Raw genomic sequence first — 24,242 nt, 5'->3', positions numbered from 1 at the left:
GGGCGTCGTTACTCCCACTCGGTGTAGCCGCACTTGCCACAGTGCTTGCGGTCGCCGTGGTCGGCGAGGAAGACATCGCCACAGCGGGGGCACTGGTCGCCTTCGGTGGTGCCGTCGTCGCCGTAGAGTTCGTAGCGTGCCATTTATGCTTCCTCCGCGTCGGCTTCTGCCTCGGCCTCTTCCTCGACGCCGATCTTGTTTCGCTCGAGCATGTGGTCCTGCTCGACATCGCGGGCGTGGTCTGCGCTCTCGTAGACCTTGGCCTCGCCGACGGTCTTTCGCATCCCGAACTTCGTCTCGAGTTTGCGGATGACGACCTCGTCGGCGTCCTTGTTCAGTTTGGCTGCGAGACTGTCACGGACCTGGAGACGCTCTGGCGTGGCGTCCTCGTGGGTCAGTTCGAACGTGACGTCCGTCCGGTGCAACATGGGGTTCTCCGATTCGGAGATGATGTCGACGTCCATGATATCACTCAGTTACCCTACTATCCCCGTGTAGCGCCTAAAAGGATTTCGAAGCGCTTAGTGACTGCCGGGGGATCGCCACGATTCGAACAGCCGATCGCGGCCGATGGCGTGCTGTACGTCTTCGGCGACGAGGGGCTGATGGCACTCGGGGAGGGGAGTTAATCGTGTCAGAGATGGACTCGGACTCGGATTCGGACACGAACCCGGACTCGAAGGACACAGACCAACACAACTGGTCCGTCGAAGCCGCCTTCCTGGCCGCCGGTTCCCGACTCCACAGCAACCCCGCCCTCTTGATCCCTTTCGCACTCGCCGGCTTCATCCTCGCAGTCATCGACACGATGCGACGCCACGATCCGATCCCGGTACTCGAGTACGGCGGCCTCGAGCAGGCGACGATCCATCTCGAGTACGCTGGCTACCCAACCGCGGCCGGCCAGACGACGCTCCCGCTCGAGGCGCTCGTCGGGCTCGAACTCCCGTATCTCGTCTGGGGAGGCGGCCTCTACGTCCTCTCGCTGCTCGCGGTGAGCGCTGCGAGCGTGCTCACGTTCACTGCGCTTCTGGACGGCGAGGCACACTTCGGGCCGCTTCGGTCGTACGTCGGTCTCGTCGTTGGGCTTGACCTGGGCTATCGGCTGCTCAGTTCGGTCGAATTTCTCCAGAACATGGGATTGCTGGGAATCGTTCCCCTGGTGCTCATCCTGTTCGTACTGGTCCTGCTCTTTCCCGCGCCCGGACTTGTCGCTGCTGGCGCGTCGCCCTGGACTGCGATCCGCCGGAGCGGGGCTGTGGTCCGCGGCGAGCGCTGGACGGTGCTCGGACTGGTGTTGCTCCTCGGTATCTGTGCCTGGGTCCTCTCCAGCATTCCGCTCGCCGGGACGTTTCTGACCGGCGCGCTCATCGCGCCGCTGCACGCCGCGATGATCGTTTCGTTGTTCGAGTATCGGCGGACGGGTGAGCGGTTTTGGGCTCCCTTGGAGCCGTAGCCCGACCTTCCACTTGTCCCCGGCTACGTCTCGACCACTGCCAGCCCGCGCGGTGTTTGCGTCTCTGCCCCTTCGGGCCACTCGATGTCGACTTGGTCCCAGGAATCGCCGAAATCTTCGGTCCTGAACAGTCCCTGGTTGTTCACCGCGTAGATGTCACCCGATTCCTCAGCAGCCGCGAAGACGGCGCGAACGACACCCTCACCCATTGGTAATCCGGCTTCGTCGAGGCGCTCCCATGGCTCCCCCTCGGCTGTCGATTTTGACTCTGCTCTCGACACTGTCTCAGACTCCGATCCCGACCTGGACCTGCGATACACGTACGACTCCGCCCGACTCGCCGTATGAGCCGACGACGCACCGCTCGCACTCGAGACGAGCACGCGCTCGGGGTCCGCCGGATCGGGAACGACGCTCCAGCAGTAGCGGTGCTCGAGCCCGTCCTGCGGGTGGCCCCAGTGTTCGCCGCCGTCGTCGCTTTCGGCGTAGCCGTCGCCGGCCGCGGTGTAGACGCGTCCCTCGCGATCCGGGTGCGTCGCCAGACTGTGGTTGTCGATTCGCGACCCCTCGGGGCGCTCGCGCCACGTCTCCCCGCCGTCCTCGCTCAAGACGAACGCGCCGGCCTCGATGCCGACGTAGAGCCGATCCGGGTCGAACGGATCCACCTCGAGCCAGCGAACGTGGTGGGTCTCCGGACGCGGCGGGAAGTACCACTCCGACGACGAGGGAAGGTCGGTGAGGCCGTCGAGGTGCGCCCAGGACTCGCCGCCGTCCGTGCTGCGGTAGACCCGACTCGGCTCCGTCCCCGCGTAGATCACGTCCGGATCGTGCGGGCTGATCGTGAGCGACATCACGGCATCGCTCTCGAAGACGTCGTCCGTCTCGAGTCGCTCGAACGTCTCCCCACCGTCGGTGCTCCGGAACAGTCCGCTCTCGAAGGTCCCGACGAACACGCGGTCGGGAGCGGCAGGTGCGGTGGCGACGCACTCGAGTGCCCGTCCCTCGAGTCGGGTCGCTGTCTTCCACTCCCTACCGCTGTCAGTCGAACAGTCGAGCAACCGGTCTCGCAATGCAACGTAGACGCGCATATGCTGCGCTATGTGGTCAGTACACAAACGAGTCATGGTTATGGGTAGCGCGGGACTCGATCAGTCGACCGCAAACAACTCCTCGTCGAGCAGGACGCCGCCCAGCCAGCACTCGAGTGCACCCAGCGCGAGCACCAGTGCGGCGAGCACGGCGAGGATGCCGTTCAGGAGGCCCCAACCGACGGGGGCGACGATGAGCTGCAGAAAGCCGACGGTACTCGAGCCGACCGAGAGAATGGCGAGTCCGGCGGCGGCGAGTTTCGGCCAGCCGAGGGTGGCGACGCCGAGCGGGAACCGACTTTGGAGACCGGCGATCACCAGCAGCGCGCCACCAGCTGCGAGCCAGCCCATGATGAACTGAGTGAGTGTGTCGCCTGCGCCGTCCAGAGTGAGCAGCCCGGCCGCAACGAGGAGCGCCACGAGGCCGCCGCCGAGCAGTCGCCGCTGGAGCGTTGCCGTCGTCATCGAATCCCTCGCATTCGTATCTACGGGAGGGTTTTGCGTCGGCTCCGGTAATCGTTCGGGTTTTCGTTGGCGTCGAGGGCGTCCAGTGAGCACCCCTTAGTTAACAACCAGGCCTATAGAGTTAACAAAACATTTGTGACTACGGCTCATCTCTCGGGTTGAAAGATGACTGGCGAACCGGAGACGGCCGACGAAGAGCAGCGGACGGCAACGACCGACGCAGACGACGAGCGAGCAGGTGCTACCCGCGTCTGTCGTGCAACCGGTCGTGAACAGGGACTGGTCGGCAAATACGACATCTGGCTGTGCCGCCAATCCTTCAGAGAGATGGCGCGCGATATGGGCTTTCGAAAGTACGACTGACCGATCTTTTGTACTGCGTTCCAGTGTCTCTGGGAGTCGGTTCCGACTACACCGGGACTGACTGCCAGCACCCCGATTGGCAGCACTGTCACGACGTGCAGTGAGTCTCGGGCATCGCTTGGGAAGGTTGGGAGGGAATAGAGCGGTACTCGAGCATCAAGTACGCACTCCCGCTTCCGGATCGTCGCCACGAAAAATGGGCCGTGTTTGGGTGGTGGTTATCGGCAGGGGCCACACCAGTCACAGAGGACGGGGTCACAGTTGTCGCAGGTGCACAGATCGTCCTCGCTCAGGTCGTCAACGGTCGCGTCGCCGAATACGAGGTACGTTTCGCCGTCGATTTCGACCCGGCGGACCTCCGGGTCGTCGTTTCGTGCGGCGGCACTTCCCGCACCGATTGTTGCGACTCCCAGCCCTGCTGCGCTGGCTCGTTTGAGGATGGTTCGTCGGTTCATTGACACCACTGATGGCTATTACCTTGGGTTACATAATAGTTACCCAACAACAAGGCGCCGTTCCGAACGAATCGCTGGTACACCCGCTCGACGTGACGTGGGTGCAAGAATCGGCTCGTAATCGAGAACAGAAGACCGAAATCGCTCACTCAGTACGCGAGTTTCTGCCTCAGTCGTCGTCCATCGGCGCGGAGACCGGCTCGACGCGCTCGCCGCGTGGTCCCTCAATGTCGACCTTCGGAAGCAGATCTCGCAGGTAGCGGCCGGTGTGAGAGTCGTCGAGTCGGGCGACCTCTTCCGGCGTTCCCGTCGCGACGATTTCGCCGCCGTTCTCGCCACCTTCGGGTCCGAGATCGATGACGTGGTCGGCGTTCTTCACCAGGTCGAGTTCGTGCTCGATGACGACGACGGTGTTGTCGTTGTCCGTCAGCCGGTGAAGCACGTTGATCAGCTTGCGCTCGTCCTCGCTGTGCAGGCCTGTCGTCGGTTCGTCGAGCAAGTAGAGCGTGTTGCCGCTGTCTTTCTTGCCGAGTTCCTCGGCCAGCTTGATCCGCTGGGCTTCCCCGCCAGAGAGAGTCGTCGAGGGCTGGCCGAGGGTCATGTAGTCCAGTCCGACATCCTTCAGCAGTTTGAGGCGGCGACGGAGCTGGGAGTTCGACTCGAAGAACTCGTAGGCCTCGTCGACCTCCATCTCCAGCACGTCGGAAATCGTCTTGCCCTTGTAGGTGACGTCGAGCGTGGCGTCGTTGTACCGCGCGCCGTCACACTCCTCACAGGGGACGTACACGTCCGAGAGGAAGTTCATCTCGATCTTCACCGTCCCTTGGCCGCCACACTCCTCACAGCGTCCTTCCTTGACGTTGAACGAGAAGCGTCCCTTCTCGTAGCCGCGCTGTTTCGACAGCTTGGTCTGGGCGAACAGGTCGCGGATGTGGTCGAAGACGCCGGTGTAGGTCGCGGGATTGGACCGCGGCGTACGACCGATCGGCGACTGGTCGATCAGGCGCACCGTCTCGACATCCTCGAGTCCGTCGAGGCTGTCGTGATCGCCCGGGATGACGCTCGTGTTGTCGTTCATCTGGCGGGCGATTCCCTTGTAGAGCACGTCGTGCATCAACGTCGATTTGCCGGAGCCCGAGACGCCCGTGATCGCGGTAAAGCAACCGAGCGGGAGGTCCACATCCAGGTCCTTCAGGTTGTGCTGACGCGCGCCGAGAATCGTCAGCGCGCCATCCGGGTCGCGTCGCTCTTCGGGCACCGGAATCTGCCGGCGACCGGAGAGGTAGTCGCCCGTGACTGAATCCTCGCAGTCTTTGACGTCATCGACGGGGCCGTTGACGACGACCTCGCCGCCGCGCTTGCCCGGTCCGGGACCCATGTCGACGACGGTGTCCGCACGGCGCATCGTCTCCTCGTCGTGCTCGACGATCAGCAGCGTGTTGCCCAGATCCCGAAGCTCTTCTAGGGTGTCGAGCAGCCGGTCGTTGTCCCGCTGGTGGAGCCCGATCGAGGGCTCGTCGAGGACGTAGAGGACGCCGACGAGTCCGGACCCGATCTGGGTCGCCAGCCGAATGCGCTGGCTCTCCCCACCGGAGAGCGTCGAGGCCTCCCGATCGAGCGTGAGGTACTCGAGTCCGACCTCGACCATGAAGCCGAGACGGGCGCGGATTTCCTTCAGGATCTCCTCGGCGATGACCTTCTCGCGTTCGGTGAGGTCGGCTTCCATCGACTCGAAGTGGTCGAGTGCGTCGCCGATGGACAGCGCGTTGATCTCCGTGATGGCGGTGTCGTCGACGAGCACGGCGCGGGAGGCGGGCTTGAGACGGGTGCCGTCACAGGCCGGGCACTCGGTGACCGACATGTAGTCCTCGATGTGTTCGCGGGTGGAGTCGGAGTCGGTCTCGAGGTAGCGCCGTTCGAGGTTCGGGATGACGCCCTCGAAGCGCTTTTGCTTGCGCCGGATGCCGTTTTTCGTGCTGCGCTTGAAGACGACCTCGCGGCCGGTGCCGTAGAGGAACTGCTGTTGGATGTCCGCGTCCAGGTCCTCGAACGAGGTCGAGAGCGAGACGTCGAAGTGCTCTGCAACGGAATCGAGGCGCGTCTTGTAGTACGAGCGGTTGTAGCTCCAGGCCTCGAAGACGTGCTTGATGGGTTTCGAGGGGTCCTGAATGACGAGGTCCTCGTCGACTTCCTTCGTCTCGCCGAGCCCCTCACACTCCGGACAGGCTCCGTGTGGCGAGTTGAAGGAGAACGAGCGGGTCTCGATCTCCGGGACGTCGATGCCGCAGTGGGTGCAGGCGAGATCCTTCGAGAACTCGACAACGGAGCGGTCGTCGCTCTTGGCTTCGTCGCCTAGCGCGCCGGTTCGGCGGGCTTCTTCGCCGAGTTCGGCTGCGACCGCCTCGGGTGCATCGGGGAGGATGACCTTCAGGACGCCCTCGGCCTCGTCGAGGGCGGTTTCGACGCTGTCGACGATCCGGGGCCGCGCCTCCGTCGAGACCTTCACGCGGTCGACGATCACGTCGATCGTGTGATCGAAGTTTTCGTCCAGTTCGGGCCGGTCGAGCGTGAGGTCGTGTTCCTCGCCGTCGACCTCGACGCGAGCGTACCCTTCAGACACTAACTCGTCGAAGAGGTCCTCGAACGCACCCTTCTGGTCGCGGACGACGGGTGCGGCGAGTTTGGCCTTCGTGCCCTCGGGGAGTTCGAGAATCCGTTCGACCATATTCTGGGCCGACTGCTCGCCGACTTCACGGCCACACTCGGGACAGTGAGGCGTCCCGACGCGGGCGTACAGCAGGCGGAGGTAGTCGTGCAGTTCCGTGACGGTCCCCACCGTTGAGCGCGGATTGTTCGCTGCGTTCTTCTGGTCGATCGAAATCGCCGGCGAGAGCCCTTCGACGGTCTCGACCTGGGGCTTGTCCATCTGGCCCAGGAAGTTCCGTGCGTAGGCCGAGAGACTCTCGATGTACCGGCGCTGGCCCTCGGCGTAGACAGTTTCGAACGCCAGCGACGACTTCCCGGAGCCCGAAAGACCGGTGACCACGGTGAGTTCCTCGCGGGGAATCGTCACGTCGATATCCTTCAGGTTGTGCTCTTCCGCACCGCGTACTTCGATTGTATCCTTACTCATCGGTGTGAACTCGTCGGCTGGTGCGAGAATGGCGGTCGCAGAAGCGGTGCTCGATCATTGTAGTTGTGTCAGTGGCCGAAGCAACTTAACGAGTCTGAAAGCCGAATGACGTGGCAGCTGCTAGCACCAGACACAACCGACTGGGGCGACCAAAGTATCTTCGGTCGGTACCCCGAATGGCCACCCATGAGCGACGACAGCGACGGTCGGCACACGCTCTCGGTCGACGACTTCGTCGAGTACTGTCGAACCCAGGCGGGACTACTCACGGGCCACGTCGAAACCATGCGCGAGGAGGCTGACGACCTGCTCGACGACATCGACGAGGACATGGCCGAAATTCGGTCCCGACTCGAGTCCCAGTCATCTGGCGTCAACGGCACGGCGACTCCGTCGGCGGGAACGACGGGCGCAACCGGCGTCGGCTCTGAAACGGACGAGGCGGATCTCGACGAGATCGAGGCACTCGAGAACGATGTCGAAGAAAAGCAGTTCCTCGTGGAGGCGAAACAGACGCGAATGGAAGCGTTTCAGCAGCTCGCGGCGGACTACACTGACCTGGCTGCGGAGTTGCAATCCGAGGTGGCCGACGGACAGGCTGCACTCGAGCGGGTGATTCGCTTCGAGGCGGAGACCGATGCGCCGGTGTACTTCGAGGAGCGCGAGACGATGTACGAGGCGGCTGCGGCGGCTGGATCGGCGGATGACTCAGGGGAGAAGAATGACGGGAACGATGAGAACGGCGGCGGTCAGCACGGAGACAGCACCGAGACGAACAGTTGACGTTAGAGATCGCCCTGCAGCACGATCTCGTCGCCGACCGACGCGATCATATCCTCCGTGACGAGGTAGTCCTCCTCGTCCTCGCCTTCCCAGCCGACCGTCGCCAGCACGTGTTCGGCGACGGACGGGTTGGGGTCGACGTAAGCGCGGCCGCCGTCGACCTTCGCGACGATTCCGAGTTCCTTCTGCTCTGCGTCGACGACCGTCTTCCCGACCTCGTCGTCAGTTAGCGTGGCTGTCATACTACCCGATATGCGGAACCGACGCCTAAAGGTCGGGCCGTCTGGTGCCGGCCGCGGTCGTCGCCCGCTCCGACAGACAGGGCCGTCTGTTGCGCGCCGTACGTCTATGTTACTGGCGTGCGACTCGGTAACACGATTTCCCATGACCCACACACTCGAGATCAGTGACGAGCTCAAGAACCGCCTCGACGAACACCGTGAAGAGGGTCAGTCACAGGAGGAACTCATCGAGGAACTGGTGTCGATGTACGAGACGAGCGGGACGTTCCTGCAGGAAGGGTATTCGGAGTGAACGAGCCGCTCTTACACTCTCACACCCTTCGCGTTCAGGTGTCGAGCTCTGCAACGAGATACTGCCAGCGCTCGTCCTGATCGGCGAAGCGTTCCGTCGCTCCCCACTCGTCGACGATCGTGAAGCCGGCGTTCCGGAGTTGCTCCCGCGTCGCGTCAGCGCCGGCCATGTGCCACTGCATTTCGCTGCCGCTGTCGAGCCAGTCCGGGTTCGACCCCTGCCACTCCGAGATGCCCTCTGAGACGAGGACGCGCCCACCGGGGCGCAGCACGCGAGCGAGTTCATCGAGACACGTCTGGTGTTCTGCGAGCGGCAGATGTACGATCGAGTGGAGCACGATACCGGCATCGACGCAGTCGGCACTGATCGGCAGCCGTGTCATGTCGCCCTGCGCGAGCGACGCGGCCGGAACGGTGTCCGCCGCGAACTCGAGTTGCGTTCGTGAGATGTCTACCCCGATGGTGTCATACTGGCACTCGCGTGCAGCGTTCCTGTCCCCGTTCTCGTCACCGTTCCGGTCTCCGTCACCGTCCCTGTCTCTGTCACCATCTTCATCTCCGCCGTCGCCCCAATCTCCGTCCACAACCGCCGACAACACCGGCGTTCCCTGGCCACAGCCAACGTCGAGCACTCGACCACCAGCCGGGAGGGACTCGAGTACCGTCGCCAGCGCGGCCCGTTCGGCCTCGCGTTCACCCGCCGCTCGCTCGGCAGCGTACGTCTCCGCGAGGTCGTCATAGCTCCCGCGAACGACGTGTTTGTCGACCATAGTCGTCCATCCGGGCAGTGGCTGATCAATCTTGCCTGCGTGTGGTTCTGGATCCCACACTTAGCTGTCCCACCTGCCTTGATCGCAGAGCACCCAGCACCAGAGACCACAACTGCGATACACCAGCCCGTCGAATGCGCGGATATGTCCGAACTCGAGTACCCTTTCTTTCTGGTCAACACCAAGACCACCCCCGAGGTCATGGGTGATGACCTGCGCGAGTTCGCAGCGACGGTCGAACGCGTCGCAGCCGACACCGAGCGTCGGTTCGCGCTCGCGCCACAGGTTCCTGATATACGCCTCGTCGCGTCGGAGACCACGCTTCCGATCGTCGCGCAGACTGCCGTTCGTCACGAGGATGCGAGCATCGGTGATGCGACCTGCGAGGCAGTCGCCGCCGCCGGTGCTGACGCCGTCTTCATCAATCATCCCGAGAACGAGGACACGCTTGCGGCCGTCGGCCGACTCCTCGAGCGCTGCGACGCGCTCGGACTGGAATCGATCGTCTGCGTCCCGGACCAGCAGACTGCCGCGGCGGCGCTCGCGTTCGACCCCGCGCCGGACTGCCTGCTGTTCGAACAGCACGAAGACATTGCCTCCGAGGGTGGTATGGTGCGATCGGATCCGGGTGTACTCGAGTCGTTCGTCGAGTTCGTCGCTGCGGCGGGTCCGGAAACCAGAGTCTTTGTCGGCGGCGGCATTCGAACCGCCGAGGACGTGGAGCAGGCGTTCGACTGCGGCGTCGACGCGACGGGTGCCGCCTCAGCGGCGCTCGAGGCCGCCGACTCCGCTGAGCCCGACGAGTTCGAGGCGTGGCTTCGAACGATTGCAGCGGCGATGCCGTCAGCCGGCGACTCGAATCCGTGAGGACGTGGTGAGGAAGGAGGAGACGGGGACGGAAGCCAGCGAGCGCCGCGTTACTCGTCTTCCGACGCCGGCTGTCGACTCGCGTGGTCACTCGTTCGGTCCTCCTGATGATCTACCTGCAGATGCTCGATTGCGTGTAACTCGAGTACCGGGACGACTTTCGCGACGAGCAGGAAGAACAGCGAGACCATGCCGATCGTGCCGGTGACGGACGCGATTTCGATCAGGCTCGGGAAGTAGAAGCCGGGCGTGGCGGCGTAAATCTCGAACGAGGGGTGGTACATTCCCTCGACGACGAACAGAACCTTCTCGAGGAGCGTCGCGGTGAGGACGGCAAGACCGCAGACGATTGCGCGGCCCCTGGAGAACAGCGAGGGGCGAAGCGTTTGCGCGAAGATGTACGCGAGCACGAGGCCGACGAGTGACATGGCGGTGAGGTAGATGGGGTCGGCGAGGGTCGCGGACCAGACGACGCTGAGGTCGATCGGCGGGGCGAAGCCGCCGGCGGTGATCTGCTGTAACTGGAGCCAGAGAAACAGCAGGCTGAAGAAGCCGAGCCAGAGCAGGAGGCCGCGGAAGACGTCGTCGGTGATGATGTGGTCCCAGTCGTAGGCCCGCCGGAACGCCGCCGAGAGAAGGATAACGCCGCTGATCGCCGAGGTGAGGGCGATGGTGAGGAACTGCGGGCCCTGAACGGCACCGAACCAGCGCGGCATCGACGGTATCACGGCGAACAGCCACGGAATGACGCCGCCGTGGAGCAACAGCGGTGCCATGATGATGATCGCGAGGGCGATCCACCAGACCATCCGCTGGATGACCGCGTCCTCGCGCTCGGAGTAGCCGATGGTCAGCAGCGAGTAAATCGGCCCGTACCGGTCCGGAAGGTCGTCCCTGAGCCGGCTGATATCGTACCGGAGCGTCAGTCCGAGATACGTCGCCGTTAGCACGAAGTAGGCCGTGATAACCGTCACGTCCCACACGAGCGGCGATGCGTGGACGGTGATGTGGTAGTGGCCGATGACGCTCGTCACCATCCGATCCGGCCGCCCGAGGTGGACGACGATGTAGAATCCGGCCGCAGAGAGTGCCCCGATCGTGAGCAACTCGGCCAGCCGCGCGACTGGCATGTAGCGTTCCATCCCGAGTAGTCGCACCGCAGCCGAGAGAATAATGCCGCCGTGAGCGATGCCGACCCACCAGATGAACGCTCCAATGTAAACACCCCAGGTAACCCCGCCGCCGGTTCCCCAGTCACCCAGTCCGGTGACGACCATCCCTTCCGCTAGCTGGTAGGCCCACCCGAGCAAGAAGAGACCGAGTGCGAGCGCTGCAACGGCAACCAGAACGTAGTACGCCGTCGACGTCTCTCGAATCGGCCGCAGGAGGTCGGCCTTCGACGGGGATTTCGTGCTCATTGAGAATGATCCACACAGCCCTACCCCGGCGATCCCTTTCGTTTCGAACGTTGGTCTTGCAAGGTCGGCTCCCGCCACTCGACTCTGCCATGCGTATGATACACAAACTCAAGTGTGATGGGCCCGTAGGAGAACGTATGCACTTGCTCGTCGCCCTCGACGAGTCAGAGCCTGGGTGGGCTGCACTCGAGTACGCCCTCGCCGAGCACCCGGACGACGAGCTGACGGTGGTGCACGTGGTGGACCTCTCGGAGAGTGGGTACGGCGAGGTCGGTCATCTGGGGACGGGGACGATGCTCGAGCAGCGACGCGAGCGGGCGACGGAGCTGTTCGAGCGGGCGCGAGACCGCAGTGGCGATCACTCCTTCGAGACGGAATTGATCGAGGGGCGACCAGCGCGGGCGATCGTCAACTATGCGCGCGAGCACCCGGTCGATCGGATTATCATCGGGAGTCACGGGCGGACAGGGGTCTCACGGGCGTTGTTGGGGAGCGTTGCAGAACGGGTCGCTCGGCGAGCGCCGGTGCCGGTGACGATCGTCCGGTAGTGTAGGGATACGTTACAGGATCGGAAACTGGCGATCAGGGCCAGACGTGGACGGTGCTGTTCCTGCTCCTGTTCTTTCGGTTACGGAGAATCAAGGAGAAAGCCTCATCCCTTTAGGGCGGGGATGAATCCGACACTACCCTACACAACCCACCGCTCGATGGCACAGCAGGATATTCCACGATACTCCGAACCATTAAGTAAGTTTAACAACATTGGTTACGTATGGCGAAACAGGTCGTCACCCGCACCTACACTGTTTCTATCAAAAACCAGCAACAGGTGTCGGACGACCTTGATTCGCTTGGATTCACAGCCTCGAAACTCTGGAACGTCGGACGGTGGACGTGCAGTCGCGTCTGGGATGAAATCGACTACATCCCAGAACATGACGAACTCACCGCCTACCTCAAGAGCCACGAACGCTACGATGACCTACATTCTCAGTCAAGTCAGCGAGTCCTTCAAGAACTCGCTGAGGCGTTCAACGGCTGGTACGGTAAACGACGCAATGGGGACACGAAGGCGAACCCGCCCGGCTACCGCAAACATGGCGATGAACACCCACGTTCAACGGTCACGTTCAAAGCTGCTGGCTTCAAACTCGATACCCAGTATAACCGCGTCCGACTTTCCAAAGGCTCGAACCTCAAGGAATACTGGTCAGACTTCATCCTCTGTGAGTACCAGACTCGCCCTGACGTCGATCTCTCGACCGTAGAGAACGTTCAACAAGTACGGGCCGTCTGGACGGGAAACGAGTGGGAACTTCACTTCGTCTGCAAGGTCGAAATCGAAGTCGCTGAAGCACCCGGCGAGAAGACTGTGGGTGTTGACCTCGGTATCAACAACTTCGCCGCACTCGCCTACGAAGACGGCCACAGCGAACTGTATCCGCTCAACTGCTTGAAGCAGGACGACTACTACTTCAGCAAGCACATCGCCCGGTGTGACGCCTCCGATTCAGACCAAGCCACGCGGTTGAACCAGAAGAAGTCAGCTCGCCGCACTCACTACTTCCATACGCTTTCCAAGCACATTGTTGAACGATGTGTTGACGAGGGAGTGGGAACCATCGCGGTCGGCGATCTCTCCGGTATCCGTGAGGACGAGGAGAACGACGAGTCGAAGAACTGGGGCAAACACGGCAACCTCGACTTGCACTCGTGGGCGTTCGACCGATTCACAGATCTACTTATCTACAAAGCCGAGATGGAAGGTATCGAGGTTGAAGAGGTGTCCGAGGAGGATACGTCCAAGTCGTGTTCATGCTGTGATCGCAAGCGTGACGCGAACCGTGTCGAACGCGGATTGTACGTGTGCGATAAGTGTGATACGGTAGCCAACGCAGACGTGAACGGTGCTGAGAACATTCGACAGAAAGTATCTCCGAGTCTCGCCTCTGATGGGGGAGATAGGAGTAACGGCTGGTTGGCACAGCCATTGACGTACCTGTTTGACAAGGAAACTGGTGCATTCGCACCTCAAGAACAAGTCACGTCATAAACCACAATATCCCAACGCGGTCGGGAATCCCCGCGCTTCAGCGCGGGGAGGATGTCAATGTTCCTGTGCAGGTGTGAGCTTATCGGCGTCGACGGACTGCTCGAGTAACACCTCTGCCTGGTCGGCAACCTCGCGCTGTTCGCGCATAAGCTGTTTGAGCGTACTCTGTGGTGAGAGGTCGCCGATGAGGACACCGCCGACGACCTTGCCGTCCTTGAAGGCGATGCGGCGCCATTCGGTGTCGCTGTAGCGTCGCTCGACGTGCTCGTCGCCGATCGTCGGGTGGCCGAACGAGAGGAACGGGAAGTCAAAGTGCGTAATCGAGTACGAGGAGACCCACTCGAAGACCTCGTCCTCGTCGTCTGCGGCCATGTTGATCGCGGCGACGCGACCCTGTTCCTTGGCCGAGCCCCAGGAGCCGTTCTGGGCCTGCTCGCCGAGCAGTACGTCGTAGAAGCGCGTGATGTCGCCGGCCGCGTAGATGTCGTCGACGTTGGTCTGCATGTACTCGTCGACGACGATGCCGTTGTCCATCTCGAGATCGACGCCGCGGAGGAACTCGGTGTTGAACGTCAGTCCGATAGCGACGCCGGCAAAGTCACACTCGTAGCGCTCGCCGTTGGGGTCGACGGCGGCCGTAACCGTTCCCTCGTCGTCCGTCTCGAAGTGGTCGACACCGCTGTCGAAGACCGGTTCGACGCCGACATCGCGCATCCCCTCGTGCATGATCTCTGCGCCGTCTTCCGAGAGTGCGTAGCGCCACCAGCGGTCGCCGCGCATCAGGTACTTGCCGGAGACGCCCTGTGCGCCACAGACTGCGGCGAAGTCGATGCCGAGGAGACCGGCACCGACGATAACGCCTTCCTCTGCGGCTTCTGCGCTGTCGCGGATCCGACGGGCGTCCTGGAACGTCCAGAAGTGGTGGATGCCGTCGGCGTCGCTGTGGTCGACTGGTAGCTGGGTCGGCGTGCCACCGGTCGCGACGAGTAGCTTGTCGTAGGAGATATCCTCGCCCTCGTGGGTGTGGATAACGTTCTCGTCGGCGTCGATCGACGAGACGTGCGTGTTGAGCGAGAGATCGATATCGCGCTCGTCGTACCACTCCTCGTCGTGAATCGAGATCGGCGCTTCGGGAAGTTTGCCTTTCGCGTGCTCTTTGATGAGAATACGATTATACAGTGGCTCCCCCTCATCGGTGATGACGGTGATCGTCGACTCCGGGTCTTCCTCCCGGAGGGTCTCGGCGGCCGAACTACCCGAGATCCCGTCTCCGATGATGACGTACTCTGTCATATCCCGACCGTTCGTAATGCGGGTTAAAGTGGATTGCTATCTCAGTCATTTTCCCCTTCGATCTCGAATTCCTGAACGTTCTTCACCGATTCGCTACTAAACATGAACATTGCTAACATAGTGTTCGGGAACAGACACGGTCCGCATCCGCAGCGGGCACAGCGGCCCCGAACGCCTCTTTAGGGTCGCACCACTATGGGTCACGTATGAAACTCCGTCAGAACGCGCGCCACTTCGCATCGCGAACGGCACTCGAGACGCCCGTCGTTCGATCGGTCGCCAAATCGGGACTCGTCAGACTCCACACCCGCGTCTTTTTGAAGAAAGCTGCCCCCGAGCACGCCGATGAGCGCGAGGCTCACCTCGACGACCTCTTTGAGGCGACAGTCGACACGTACTTGCGGGCGCTCAACGACGGCTACTCGGAGGCCGAGGCCCGCGAAATTACGCACATTCAGGCCAATTTCGACTTCTACAACCACGGCTGGACGGAGATGATGGAGTTCCCGGCGGACGAACTCGAGGCTCACTACGATCGCTACCGGGAGTTCTTCGAGCGCTGGGATATCACGATCGACGAGCCACTGGGGCAGTTCAAGCCGCCAGAAGGGCTGACTGAAGCGCCCTCGACGCCCGAACAGCTCGAGGATCCGGAGCATCCACACGCCGAGGGCGGCTTTGCGGACGACGTCTACGTCGAAACGGAGTCTGGCGAACTCGTCGTTGGCGGACAGGAGGAACCAGACGATATCGACGTTTCGCAGGCGGTCGGTGTTCGTGGGGAGACGGCTGTTGACGCCGACACCGACGCCGGTGGCGATGACGGTAGCAGTAGCGAGGCGTCCGGATCCAGCAGTGACGGAAGTCGCGACTAGGAACTAGGGACTCGGGGACTGGAGCCACGCTGGCGACTGATACTGACTCGTCGCCTCTTCTTCCGGCCAGATAATCTCCTGGACGCCCGTTCCGTCGTCGTCTTCTTGCCACTGGAAGTACAGCGGGTCGCTCGCCTCGTAGGCGAGGTCGTGGGCGAACTCGTGGGTCGGATCGTAGAACTCGACCGGACCCGACGCACCCGAGAACTGAATGGACTCGAGTTCGGGGACGACATCGTCCGCGTCGAACGTGCCGGCGGCTTCGACGGCTTCGGCGTAGACGAGAACTGCATCGTAGGTCCCGTACCCGGTGTACACCGGGCTCTCGCCGTCGAATCGGTCCTGATAGGTCGAGACGAACTCCTGGGTTCGCTCGCCGGTGGTGCTCTGTTCCGTCGCGTTGATCTGTCCGAACCCGTATCGGCAGGCACCGTTGGTCTGCTCGTAGTAGGAGGGCAACTGCATCGGCACGTGCGTGCCGCCGAACGCGAACGGCTGTGGCTGGGGTTGCTGTTCGGGTCGGTTCGGATAGGCCCAATCGAGCGTAGCCTCGTTGCCCGTGTGGGCCGCCGTGATAAGGATAGCATCAGCGCCTGCGTTGGCCGCCTCGTCGTAGAGGTCGGTGAAGTCGTCCGTTGCGGGCGGGTAGCGTTCCTCTATGACGACGTCGAGGTCGAGGTCGTCGAGTCGATCCTGTGTCGCCTCCCAGATGCCTTCGGACCACTGGTAGTCCTCCGCGAGCGCGGCGATCGACTCCCAGCCGATCTCGTCGGCCATGTCGTCGAGGAAGTCGATTTTGGCCCGTCCGAGATCGAACTCGTTGATGACGCCCACCCGGAAGTGGTACTTGTACTCGTCGTACTGCTCGTTGACGAGTCGTGTTGCCTGTGCGGCAGCCGCACCCGTCGTCAGGTGGATCGTCTCCTGTTCGGCGATGTCGTCCATAATGTTGACGAGCGCGGGACTATCGAAGACGCCCGTCGTGGCGACTGCGCCGTCTTCCAGGATGAGTTGCTGGTACTGTCGACGGGCCTCAGACGCGCTCGCGTTCGTGTCCCGAACGCTGAGTTCGACCTTGTGGCCGTTGATCCCGCCGTTTTCGTTGAGTTCCTCGACAGCGACCTGGGCCGCCTGCGCCATCGAACGACCGATAAAATCGCTGTCCGGATTCGGCGCGAGAACGCCGATCGTGACGGTGTCATCGTCCTCGTCGGACGTTGCGCTTTCGACGAGCGTCTCGTAGCTGTCCGTACAGCCGGCGAGCGAGGCCGTTGCGGTCGTCGCAGCGGTTGCCTGCAGAAATCGACGACGGCGAAGCGGTCGACTTCGACTTCCGTTGTCACCTCCCTGTCCCTGCTGTGTCGCTGTCTCCCTGTGGTCCCCACTGACTGGTGACGCCGTCACCCGGTCCCCGGTAGAGTCAGTCATACTGGAATGTCCTTTCGACCTAGATTTCTTAACGGTTCCGGAGGTGAACGGGTGACACACCCGTGGCTCCCGCGAAGTTGATAGGATCGCTCGCTGAAACTAACAATTCAGTAACACCCTATCCATGAGGGTTACAACCGTCCGTACCGTGCTCCGATATCGCCGACATGTTCAGCAAACACTGGTAATTACTGCGTTTCTAGCCGATTATCGGAACTGATACTCTCAAATGACAATTTATGTGGGAACGATCACACGCGTTGCATATCGATGGATCTCCGACGAGTAGTACCTGCAGCGATCCGACGCCGGTACGCGGTCAAGTTCGGTATCGCGTTACTGGTGCTCGGACTTTCGGTGGGGCTGATCGGGTTCGTGGCGACCGCTGGTATCACACACGAGGTCGAAGAGCGCGTCCAGGCCGATCAGACGTCCTTCGCTGGACAGGAAGCACAGGGACTGCAGATGTGGAACGAACAGAACGAACAAACGATCGCGACGTTCGCACACTCGGACGTTGTCGCGAGTGACGATCCGGCCGCAATCGAACAACGGCTGCTCGACTGGGAAGAACACCTCGACGCCGATATCTTCTCGATCAGCTACGCCGACACCGACGAAGGCACAATCGTCGCGAGCACCGACAGCGATGTCCGCGGCGCGTCGACGGACGAACTCGAGTCCGTTCCCGAGACGGCCTTCGACGAGGCAACGGCTGAGGTGCCCTGGGTATCTGAACCGTACGTCCTCGACGGCGAACTTGGTGAGGATGCCGCAGTCATCACGTACGCATTGACCGTACCCGGACAGGACGACAGGGCAATCGTCTACACGGCTGAACTCGAGGCCTACGGCGGCCAGTTCCAGGACGGCGAGCAGGTCGCGACCGTCGTCGTCGATGGCGACAACGAGGTCGTTCTCGACAACGCCGGCTACGGCGACGACTACGCGGCGCTCGGCGAACCCTACGGCGGCGACGACACCCTCCTCGACACCGCGCGAACGGAGGGTGCGAGCACGTGGGAGGTGTCGGGCAACGGCGCGAGCGTTCTCGACACCTACGAGTTCGACACCGACGAGTACGTCGTCAGTTCGGCCCGCGTCTACGGCACTGACTGGGTCGTCCTGACGCACGAACCGACCGACCAGGCCTACGGCTTCGTCAACACGGTCAACGACTGGGGATACATCGCAACGATCGTCGGCGTCCTCATGATCGGGATGGTCGGTGCGGTGATCGGCCGGAATACGGCCGTTTCGATCGACCGCCTGACGGACAAAGCTGGTCAGATGGAAGACGGTGACCTCGATGTCGACCTCGAAACCAAGCGCATCGACAACATCGGCCGACTCTACAGCGGATTCGACTCCATGCGCGTTGCACTCCGTGAACAGATCGACGAGGCCGAAACCGCTCGGGAAGAGGCCGAACGCGAGCGCGAACGCATCGCCGAGATCAACGACGAACTCGAGCGGACCGCCGACGAGTACAGCGACGTAATGGAGGCCGCTGCCGACGGTGATCTCACCGCTCGGATCGAGGCTGATACCGACAACGAGGCGATGGCCGACATCGCGACGGACTTCAACGTCATGCTCGAGGAGATCGAGCAGACCGTCGCAGAACTGAGCCAGTTCGCGAGCGACGTCGCGACAGCCTCGGAGCAGGTGACCGCCTCGAGCGAGGAGGTTCGCTCGGCTTCCCAGCAGGTTACCGAGTCGATTCAGGAGATTTCCGACGGCGCAGAACGACAGAATCAGTCGCTCCAGTCGGTCAACCAGGAGATGAGCGCGCTCTCGACCACGACGGAGGAGATCGCCGCCTCCTCGAACCAGGTTGCGGACATCGCCGAACAGACGGTGTCGACCGGCCAGGAGGGACAAGAGGCCGCTCGCGGTGCAATGGCGGCAATGGACGAGATCGAAACCGAGGCCGGCGATGCCGTCGACGAGATCGAACGTCTCGAGGAAGAGGTCCAGCAGATCGACCAGTTGATCGCGACGATTTCGGAAATCGCCCGTCAGACCAACATGCTGGCGCTGAACGCCAACATCGAGGCCTCCCGTTCCGCCAGCGGTGAGGACGAAGAAGGGTTCTCCGTCGTCGCAAAGGAGGTCAAGGCGCTCTCCGAAGACGTCGCCGAAGCGGCCGACGAAGCCGAGGACCGACTCGAGTCCATTCGCGCTCGGACCGAACAGTCGGCCGCGGAAGTGCAGGGGACGAGTTCGGACATTGTCGACGCTGGCGAGCGCGTCCAGGAGGCAGTCGAGGCATTAGAGGAGATTGCGGAACTCGCTCGCGAGACGAACGTCGGCGTCCAGGAGATTTCGGCGGCGACCGAACAGCAGGCGGCCTCGACCCAGGAGGTTGTCGCGATGGTCGACGACGCGGCGACGGTCTCCGAGGAGACGACGAGTGAAGCGGAGAACGTCGCTGCCGCCGCCGAAGAGCAGACGACGGCGCTGACGGAGGTGACGAACTCGGCGTCGAACCTCTCCGAGCAGTCCGGTCAGCTCTCGGCGGCGCTCGACCGGTTCGAGACCGATGTCGAGGAGGCCGAACTCGATCCGGACGCGGATCTCGAGGCCGGACAGCCAGAACTCGATCTCGGCGACGACGTGGCTGTTGTGGGTGATGACACAGATTCGGGTGGGGACGTAGACACGGACACGGACTTAGACACCGGCATCACGTTCGACGAGGAGACAGCGTTCGAACCCGTCGACGAGTCGACTACGACGGATGACCTGCTCGATCCGGTCGACACCGAGACCGAGCGCGGTGGGCCTGCTGAGCGGTCAGATCTGCTCGCCGACCCCGTCGAGGAATCTGACCTGCTTGCCGACGGTACTGCGCAGTCTGGTTCGGGTGCCGAAGATACCGAACAATCGGACCCGCTTGCTCCAGACGCCGACGACGCTGGCACACCAGCCGAACCTGCCGACGACAGCGCTCTCGAGGACCCGGACTCGAGTACCGGCGTTGATCCGCTCGGACCGATCGGCGGCGCAGGTGAGGCTGAGGGTGAGGATGTGGAGTCTGCGACTGCCATCGGTTCGGAGGCGGACAGCGAGTGGCGTACCGAGAGCGAGTCGAGCGACACTGACGGCGAGGACGACGAGCGCGACGTCGACGGCGAAGACGCGGCACACACCGACGACGTGTTCACGTTCGGTGACACGGCAGACGAGGAGTAACGCGTTCGCTGGACGGTCGGTAGCATCGATTTGTGTGTTCGATTGAACGGCTGTGTCTGCCGGCCAAATTGCACGAAGTGGGCAATTCGTTCCAGCCGACTATTTTGTTCAATCCACGCGACTGGTGTAGTATCCACTGATAATCACGTTTAACGATAAGAATTAAGTACATTGCTTATCGTTAGCACCTATGGTGTGGAAGGGACGGCGTCTCATACCGTCGTTCATCAGACGAAGTTTCGCGGTGAAGTTTGGTATCGTCTTCCTCGTCCTCGGGCTCTCGATCGGTGGCCTCGGATTGGCTTCGACGATGTTACTCACGGATAACGTCGAGGCAACATCGCTCGATGAGCGAGAGGATGCAGCGTATCAGGAAGGTGTCGCACTCGAGGAGTGGCTCACACAGAACGAGAATCAGGTTGCCACGACGGCCGACGCGCCGGTAACTGACAGCGGTGACGTGGCGGCGATCGACTCCTATCTCGAGAACGTCTATTACGATCTCTCTGAAGCGCGTATCAACGCGCTCTACGTCGACACGGAGTCCGGCGAGGTTCTCACCGGTATCGGTAGCGATGCCGAGACGGTGGAGGAACTCGAGTTCCCTGATACGGACGAACTCAACGAGGACCTCTCGACGAATCTCGTCCAGCGCACGGAGCCGTACGCGACGCCGGACGAGACCGGGCTTGCGACCGACGAGCAGGCGGTCGTCTCCTATTACATCGGCGTCGACGGCGGCGACGGAGCGTTGATCTTCAGCTTCGATCTCGCCGAGCGCTCGACGGGGATGGTCTCCGCGGCCGACTCGGGAACAGTCGTCACTGTTGTCGACGAACAGGGACAGATCGTCGGTGACGACGCCTATCTCGGCGGTAGCATGGGCGAAGAAGGACAGACGTTCCTCATGGAGTACGAGGACACGAACGGTGTGCTCGAGGCGAGTCAGGAAGAAGCACGCGGCTCGATCCGTGTCGACGATCCGCCGGGCGAGACACTCCAGAACGAACCGTACAACTTCGATCCTGAGGGGTACGTCGCCGGCTACTACACGACTGGCGACGGGTGGACCGTCCTCGTCCACACGGATGAAGCGGACGCACTTGGCTTTGCCAACAGCGCGACCCAGTTCGGCCTGCTGATCACCTTCGCCGGGGTTGCACTCATTGGTCTCTTCGGGACGATTCTCGGCCGGAACACCGCTCGCTCGCTGAGCGATCTCTCCGAGCGCGCGGTGGCGATCAGAGACGGCGAGTACGAGACACCCGTCGAATCCGGCCGTATCGACGAAATCGGTGTGCTCTACGACTCGTTCGACGACATGCGTGGCTCGCTCGTCGAAACGATCGACGAGGCCGAAACCGCCCGCGAGGAGGCCGAACACGAACGCGAACGCATCGCCGAGATCAACGACGAACTCGAGCGGACCGCCGACGAGTACAGCGACGTGATGGAGGCCGCCGCCGACGGCGACCTCACTGCACGAATGGACACCGAGACCGACAACGAGGCGATGGCCGACATCGCGACGGACTTCAACGTCATGCTCGAGGAGATCGAGCAAACCGTCGCGGAATTGAGCCAGTTCGCGACCGACGTCGCGACAGCCTCGGAGCAGGTGACCGCCTCGAGCGAGGAAGTCCGCTCGGCTTCCCAGCAGGTTACCGAGTCGGTCCAGGAAATTTCCGACGGCGCGGAACGACAGAATCAGTCGCTCCAGTCGGTCAACCAGGAGATGAGCGCACTCTCGACCACGACGGAGGAGATCGCCGCCTCCTCGAACGAGGTTGCAGATATCGCCGAGCGGACGGTCACCACCGGCCAGGACGGGCAGGAGGCTGCCCAGGACGCGATCGCTGCGATGGACGAGATCGAAGCCGAGGCCGGCGGTGCGGTCGACGAGATCGAACGTCTCGAGGAAGAGGTCCAGCAGATCGACCAGTTGATCGCGACGATTTCGGAAATTGCCCGCCAGACCAACATGCTGGCGCTGAACGCCAACATCGAGGCTTCCAGATCTGCCAGCGGCGAGGACGAAGAAGGGTTCTCCGTCGTCGCAAAGGAGGTCAAGGCGCTCTCCGAAGACGTTGCCGAAGCGGCCGACGAAGCCGAGGACCGACTCGAGTCCATCCGTGAGCGGACGGAACAATCGGCCGCGGAAGTGCAGGGCACGAGTTCGGATATCGTCGATGCCGGTCAGCAGGTGCAGGAAGCAGTGGATGCCCTGGAGGAGATTGCGGAACTCGCTCGCGAGACGAACGTCGGCGTCCAGGAGATTTCAGCGGCGACCGAACAGCAGGCGGCCTCGACCCAGGAGGTTGTCGCGATGGTCGACGACGCGGCGACGGTCTCCGAGGAGACGACGAGTGAAGCGGAGAACGTCGCTGCCGCCGCCGAAGAGCAGACGACGGCGCTGACGGAGGTGACGAACTCGGCGTCGAACCTCTCCGAGCAGTCCGGTCAGCTCTCGGCGGCGCTCGATCGGTTCGAGACCGATGTCGAGGAAGCCGAACTCGATCCGGACGCGGATCTCGAGGCCGGACAGCCGGAACTCGGTCTCGGCGACGGCGTGGCCACGGACGCGGATGCGGATGCGGACGCGGATGCGGATGCGGATGCGGACACCGACGCGGACGCCGGCATCACGTTCGACGAGGAGACGGCGTTCGAGTCAGCCGACGAATCGACCGAAGCGGACGATCACGACGCAGCCACGGTCGAGGACCAGCCAGATCCACTCGCTGTCGAGGCGGGTGGTGACGAGACTGCCGACGGCGAGACCGAACTGGACTCGAGTTCGAGCACTGGCGGCGATCCGCTCGGCCCCGTCAGCGGGTCGGAGAGAGCGGATGCGGGTACCGAGGGTGGCGAGGGCGATGGCGACGATGGCGGTGGCGATGGCGATGCCGACACCGGCTCGGACCGCTCCGAGGATAAGGACGAGACCGAAAACGAGACCGCGGACGGCGAGGTTGACGGTGGCGGTGACGGGGCCGACGATGGCTTCACGTTCGACAACACCTCCGACGAGTAACGGCTCCCGCAGCCACTATCCAGCACACGTTCGGCGGACACACGCCCAACGGCCAGAACCGTTGTAACCGCCGGAACCGGTCGCCGACCACGCTCCGCTACCTTTTTGCCTGCTGTGTCGCAATGATTCGCCATGCTCACCGTGCGGGCTCCAGCGACGAGCGCGAACCTGGGAAGCGGCTTCGACGTTTTCGGCGTCGCGCTCGGCACACCCGCCGATATCGTTCGGGTGTCTCGCGCCTCCGAAACGACGATTACCGTCACCGGAACTGGCAGCGAGTACATCCCCGAAGATCCGAAGAAGAACACCGTTGGTGCCGTCGCAGAGGCACTCGACGCCCCCGCACACATCGAGATCGACAAAGGCGTCCGGCCGTCCTCTGGCCTCGGATCCTCGGCTGCCAGCGCGGCCGGCGCTGCCGTCGCCCTCAACGAACTCTACGACCGCGGCCGCTCGCGCAAGGAACTCGTCCCCATCGCCGCCGAGGGCGAGGCAATCGTCTCCGGTACGGCCCACGCCGATAACGTCGCGCCGTCGCTGCTCGGCGGCTTCGTCATCGTCACCGACGACGGAATCACGCAGGTCGACGCATCACTCCCCGTCGTCGTCTGCCTGCCCGAGACAACCGTCTCGACGCGCGACGCACGCGGTGTCGTCCCCGAGCAGGCCCGACTCGGTGACGTCGTCGACACCGTCGGCCACGCCGCCACCCTCACCGTCGGCATGACGCGCAACGACCCCGACCTCGTCGGTCGCGGCATGGCGGACGAAATCGTTACCCCTGAGCGCAGCGCCCTGATCGACGGCTACGACACCGTCCGCGAGTCCGCACTCGAGTCCGGTGCGACTGGCGTCACCGTCAGCGGTGCCGGCCCCGCCATCCTCGCGATTTGCCGGACCGAGTCGGACCGCGGCGCGGTCGCCGGCGCGATGCTCGATGCGTTCGACGACGCAGGAATCGAGAGTCGTGCCTACCAGACGGCGATCGGTGAAGGAGCGCACGTTTACGACGAGTCCTGATCGATCGCTT

22 protein-coding genes are annotated in these 24,242 nt (G+C 62.8%); 11 read left to right on the top strand and 11 right to left on the bottom strand.

Annotated elements, in window-relative coordinates:
* Positions 1 to 8: 8 nt before the first annotated feature.
* A complete protein-coding gene (locus BBD46_RS04640) occupies positions 9 to 143 on the bottom strand; it encodes a 30S ribosomal protein S27ae (RefSeq protein ID WP_004217187.1) in 135 nt (44 codons plus the stop codon).
* Positions 144 to 464 carry a 30S ribosomal protein S24e gene (locus BBD46_RS04635; RefSeq protein ID WP_071400584.1) on the bottom strand — a complete coding sequence of 107 codons (321 nt, stop codon included), beginning with the start codon at positions 462 to 464 and terminating at the stop codon, positions 144 to 146.
* Positions 465 to 640: 176 nt separating this feature from the next.
* On the opposite strand from BBD46_RS04635, the gene BBD46_RS04630 reads away from it, so the two are divergent.
* On the top strand, positions 641 to 1,456 hold the full coding sequence (locus tag BBD46_RS04630; RefSeq protein WP_071400583.1) for a hypothetical protein: 816 nt from the start codon (positions 641 to 643) through the stop codon (positions 1,454 to 1,456).
* A gap of 23 nt (positions 1,457 to 1,479) precedes the next feature.
* Here the strand turns inward: BBD46_RS04630 and BBD46_RS04625 are convergent, their stop codons facing one another.
* A complete protein-coding gene (locus BBD46_RS04625) occupies positions 1,480 to 2,544 on the bottom strand; it encodes a VPS10 domain-containing protein (RefSeq protein ID WP_071400582.1) in 1,065 nt (354 codons plus the stop codon).
* A 60-nt stretch (positions 2,545 to 2,604) separates the two neighbouring features.
* Positions 2,605 to 3,009 carry a hypothetical protein gene (locus tag BBD46_RS04620; protein ID WP_071400581.1) on the bottom strand — a complete coding sequence of 135 codons (405 nt, stop codon included), beginning with the start codon at positions 3,007 to 3,009 and terminating at the stop codon, positions 2,605 to 2,607.
* 165 nt (positions 3,010 to 3,174) lie between these two features.
* Here BBD46_RS04620 and BBD46_RS04615 point away from each other — a divergent pair, with 165 nt between their 5' ends.
* Entirely contained in the window at positions 3,175 to 3,372 is a 198-nt protein-coding gene (locus BBD46_RS04615; RefSeq protein ID WP_071400580.1) for a 30S ribosomal protein S14, read from the top strand.
* Between the two features lie 218 nt (positions 3,373 to 3,590).
* Here BBD46_RS04615 and BBD46_RS04610 read toward each other — a convergent pair whose 3' ends face one another.
* Together BBD46_RS04610 and uvrA are read right to left on the bottom strand one after the other, a co-directional pair.
* Positions 3,591 to 3,827: a hypothetical protein gene (locus BBD46_RS04610; RefSeq protein ID WP_071400579.1), complete on the bottom strand. Its 237-nt coding sequence runs from the start codon at positions 3,825 to 3,827 to the stop codon at positions 3,591 to 3,593.
* A 169-nt stretch (positions 3,828 to 3,996) separates the two neighbouring features.
* Positions 3,997 to 6,960, bottom strand: coding sequence for an excinuclease ABC subunit UvrA (gene uvrA / locus BBD46_RS04605; protein WP_071400578.1), 2,964 nt, complete (start codon positions 6,958 to 6,960; stop codon positions 3,997 to 3,999).
* 186 nt (positions 6,961 to 7,146) lie between these two features.
* Between uvrA and BBD46_RS04600 the strand changes: the two genes are divergently transcribed.
* Complete coding sequence (locus BBD46_RS04600; RefSeq protein WP_071400577.1) at positions 7,147 to 7,743, top strand: hypothetical protein; 597 nt, start codon at positions 7,147 to 7,149, stop codon at positions 7,741 to 7,743.
* 2 nt (positions 7,744 to 7,745) lie between these two features.
* On the opposite strand, the gene BBD46_RS04595 is transcribed toward BBD46_RS04600, so the two are convergent.
* Positions 7,746 to 7,985, bottom strand: coding sequence for a hypothetical protein (locus BBD46_RS04595; protein WP_071400576.1), 240 nt, complete (start codon positions 7,983 to 7,985; stop codon positions 7,746 to 7,748).
* A 142-nt stretch (positions 7,986 to 8,127) separates the two neighbouring features.
* Here BBD46_RS04595 and BBD46_RS22110 point away from each other — a divergent pair, with 142 nt between their 5' ends.
* Positions 8,128 to 8,277: a DUF7557 family protein gene (locus BBD46_RS22110; RefSeq protein ID WP_139173499.1), complete on the top strand. Its 150-nt coding sequence runs from the start codon at positions 8,128 to 8,130 to the stop codon at positions 8,275 to 8,277.
* 34 nt (positions 8,278 to 8,311) lie between these two features.
* Here BBD46_RS22110 and BBD46_RS04590 read toward each other — a convergent pair whose 3' ends face one another.
* The gene (locus BBD46_RS04590; RefSeq protein ID WP_071400575.1) at positions 8,312 to 9,046 is read right to left on the bottom strand and encodes a class I SAM-dependent methyltransferase; all 735 of its coding nucleotides are present in this window, start codon (positions 9,044 to 9,046) and stop codon (positions 8,312 to 8,314) included.
* A gap of 144 nt (positions 9,047 to 9,190) precedes the next feature.
* Between BBD46_RS04590 and BBD46_RS04585 the strand changes: the two genes are divergently transcribed.
* Positions 9,191 to 9,913 (top strand): triose-phosphate isomerase, encoded by a 723-nt coding sequence (locus tag BBD46_RS04585; RefSeq protein ID WP_071400574.1) that lies wholly within the window; start codon positions 9,191 to 9,193, stop codon positions 9,911 to 9,913.
* Positions 9,914 to 9,963: 50 nt separating this feature from the next.
* Here the strand turns inward: BBD46_RS04585 and nrfD are convergent, their stop codons facing one another.
* The gene (gene nrfD / locus BBD46_RS04580; RefSeq protein ID WP_071400573.1) at positions 9,964 to 11,331 is read right to left on the bottom strand and encodes an NrfD/PsrC family molybdoenzyme membrane anchor subunit; all 1,368 of its coding nucleotides are present in this window, start codon (positions 11,329 to 11,331) and stop codon (positions 9,964 to 9,966) included.
* Between the two features lie 137 nt (positions 11,332 to 11,468).
* Here nrfD and BBD46_RS04575 point away from each other — a divergent pair, with 137 nt between their 5' ends.
* The gene (locus tag BBD46_RS04575; protein WP_071400572.1) at positions 11,469 to 11,879 is read left to right on the top strand and encodes a universal stress protein; all 411 of its coding nucleotides are present in this window, start codon (positions 11,469 to 11,471) and stop codon (positions 11,877 to 11,879) included.
* A gap of 224 nt (positions 11,880 to 12,103) precedes the next feature.
* Positions 12,104 to 13,384: an RNA-guided endonuclease InsQ/TnpB family protein gene (locus BBD46_RS04570; RefSeq protein WP_071400571.1), complete on the top strand. Its 1,281-nt coding sequence runs from the start codon at positions 12,104 to 12,106 to the stop codon at positions 13,382 to 13,384.
* Between the two features lie 54 nt (positions 13,385 to 13,438).
* On the opposite strand, the gene BBD46_RS04565 is transcribed toward BBD46_RS04570, so the two are convergent.
* Entirely contained in the window at positions 13,439 to 14,677 is a 1,239-nt protein-coding gene (locus BBD46_RS04565) for an NAD(P)/FAD-dependent oxidoreductase (protein ID WP_071400570.1), read from the bottom strand.
* A gap of 206 nt (positions 14,678 to 14,883) precedes the next feature.
* Between BBD46_RS04565 and BBD46_RS04560 the strand changes: the two genes are divergently transcribed.
* Positions 14,884 to 15,552 carry a DUF6149 family protein gene (locus BBD46_RS04560; protein ID WP_071400569.1) on the top strand — a complete coding sequence of 223 codons (669 nt, stop codon included), beginning with the start codon at positions 14,884 to 14,886 and terminating at the stop codon, positions 15,550 to 15,552.
* 3 nt (positions 15,553 to 15,555) lie between these two features.
* Here the strand turns inward: BBD46_RS04560 and BBD46_RS04555 are convergent, their stop codons facing one another.
* The gene (locus BBD46_RS04555; RefSeq protein WP_084777681.1) at positions 15,556 to 16,980 is read right to left on the bottom strand and encodes an ABC transporter substrate-binding protein; all 1,425 of its coding nucleotides are present in this window, start codon (positions 16,978 to 16,980) and stop codon (positions 15,556 to 15,558) included.
* Between the two features lie 270 nt (positions 16,981 to 17,250).
* Here BBD46_RS04555 and BBD46_RS04550 point away from each other — a divergent pair, with 270 nt between their 5' ends.
* From BBD46_RS04550 to BBD46_RS04540, 3 genes are all read left to right on the top strand, one after another.
* Positions 17,251 to 20,178: a methyl-accepting chemotaxis protein gene (locus BBD46_RS04550; RefSeq protein ID WP_071400568.1), complete on the top strand. Its 2,928-nt coding sequence runs from the start codon at positions 17,251 to 17,253 to the stop codon at positions 20,176 to 20,178.
* A 190-nt stretch (positions 20,179 to 20,368) separates the two neighbouring features.
* A complete protein-coding gene (locus BBD46_RS04545; RefSeq protein ID WP_071400567.1) occupies positions 20,369 to 23,212 on the top strand; it encodes a methyl-accepting chemotaxis protein in 2,844 nt (947 codons plus the stop codon).
* Positions 23,213 to 23,344: 132 nt separating this feature from the next.
* Positions 23,345 to 24,232, top strand: a complete 888-nt coding sequence (locus tag BBD46_RS04540; protein WP_071400566.1) for a homoserine kinase — start codon at positions 23,345 to 23,347, stop codon at positions 24,230 to 24,232.
* Positions 24,233 to 24,242: the final 10 nt, after the last annotated feature.

Source organism: Natrialba sp. SSL1 (assembly GCF_001861355.1).
In the GTDB taxonomy this organism is placed as follows: domain Archaea; phylum Halobacteriota; class Halobacteria; order Halobacteriales; family Natrialbaceae; genus Natrialba.
The sequence above is the reverse complement of the archived record's forward strand: the minus strand, read 5'-3'. Positions and strand labels throughout refer to the sequence as shown.

Bases quoted from the DNA above. Each gene is read 5' to 3' on its own strand.
- BBD46_RS04640 (WP_004217187.1), bottom strand. From the start codon at position 143: ATGGCACGCTACGAACTCTACGGCGACGACGGCACCACCGAAGGCGAC.
- BBD46_RS04635 (WP_071400584.1), bottom strand. From the start codon at position 464: ATGGACGTCGACATCATCTCCGAATCGGAGAACCCCATGTTGCACCGG.
- BBD46_RS04630 (WP_071400583.1), top strand. From the start codon at position 641: ATGGACTCGGACTCGGATTCGGACACGAACCCGGACTCGAAGGACACA.
- BBD46_RS04625 (WP_071400582.1), bottom strand. From the start codon at position 2,544: ATGCGCGTCTACGTTGCATTGCGAGACCGGTTGCTCGACTGTTCGACT.
- BBD46_RS04620 (WP_071400581.1), bottom strand. From the start codon at position 3,009: ATGACGACGGCAACGCTCCAGCGGCGACTGCTCGGCGGCGGCCTCGTG.
- BBD46_RS04615 (WP_071400580.1), top strand. From the start codon at position 3,175: ATGACTGGCGAACCGGAGACGGCCGACGAAGAGCAGCGGACGGCAACG.
- BBD46_RS04610 (WP_071400579.1), bottom strand. From the start codon at position 3,827: ATGAACCGACGAACCATCCTCAAACGAGCCAGCGCAGCAGGGCTGGGA.
- uvrA (WP_071400578.1), bottom strand. From the start codon at position 6,960: ATGAGTAAGGATACAATCGAAGTACGCGGTGCGGAAGAGCACAACCTG.
- BBD46_RS04600 (WP_071400577.1), top strand. From the start codon at position 7,147: ATGAGCGACGACAGCGACGGTCGGCACACGCTCTCGGTCGACGACTTC.
- BBD46_RS04595 (WP_071400576.1), bottom strand. From the start codon at position 7,985: ATGACAGCCACGCTAACTGACGACGAGGTCGGGAAGACGGTCGTCGAC.
- BBD46_RS22110 (WP_139173499.1), top strand. From the start codon at position 8,128: ATGACCCACACACTCGAGATCAGTGACGAGCTCAAGAACCGCCTCGAC.
- BBD46_RS04590 (WP_071400575.1), bottom strand. From the start codon at position 9,046: ATGGTCGACAAACACGTCGTTCGCGGGAGCTATGACGACCTCGCGGAG.
- BBD46_RS04585 (WP_071400574.1), top strand. From the start codon at position 9,191: ATGTCCGAACTCGAGTACCCTTTCTTTCTGGTCAACACCAAGACCACC.
- nrfD (WP_071400573.1), bottom strand. From the start codon at position 11,331: ATGAGCACGAAATCCCCGTCGAAGGCCGACCTCCTGCGGCCGATTCGA.
- BBD46_RS04575 (WP_071400572.1), top strand. From the start codon at position 11,469: ATGCACTTGCTCGTCGCCCTCGACGAGTCAGAGCCTGGGTGGGCTGCA.
- BBD46_RS04570 (WP_071400571.1), top strand. From the start codon at position 12,104: ATGGCGAAACAGGTCGTCACCCGCACCTACACTGTTTCTATCAAAAAC.
- BBD46_RS04565 (WP_071400570.1), bottom strand. From the start codon at position 14,677: ATGACAGAGTACGTCATCATCGGAGACGGGATCTCGGGTAGTTCGGCC.
- BBD46_RS04560 (WP_071400569.1), top strand. From the start codon at position 14,884: ATGAAACTCCGTCAGAACGCGCGCCACTTCGCATCGCGAACGGCACTC.
- BBD46_RS04555 (WP_084777681.1), bottom strand. From the start codon at position 16,980: ATGACTGACTCTACCGGGGACCGGGTGACGGCGTCACCAGTCAGTGGG.
- BBD46_RS04550 (WP_071400568.1), top strand. From the start codon at position 17,251: ATGGATCTCCGACGAGTAGTACCTGCAGCGATCCGACGCCGGTACGCG.
- BBD46_RS04545 (WP_071400567.1), top strand. From the start codon at position 20,369: ATGGTGTGGAAGGGACGGCGTCTCATACCGTCGTTCATCAGACGAAGT.
- BBD46_RS04540 (WP_071400566.1), top strand. From the start codon at position 23,345: ATGCTCACCGTGCGGGCTCCAGCGACGAGCGCGAACCTGGGAAGCGGC.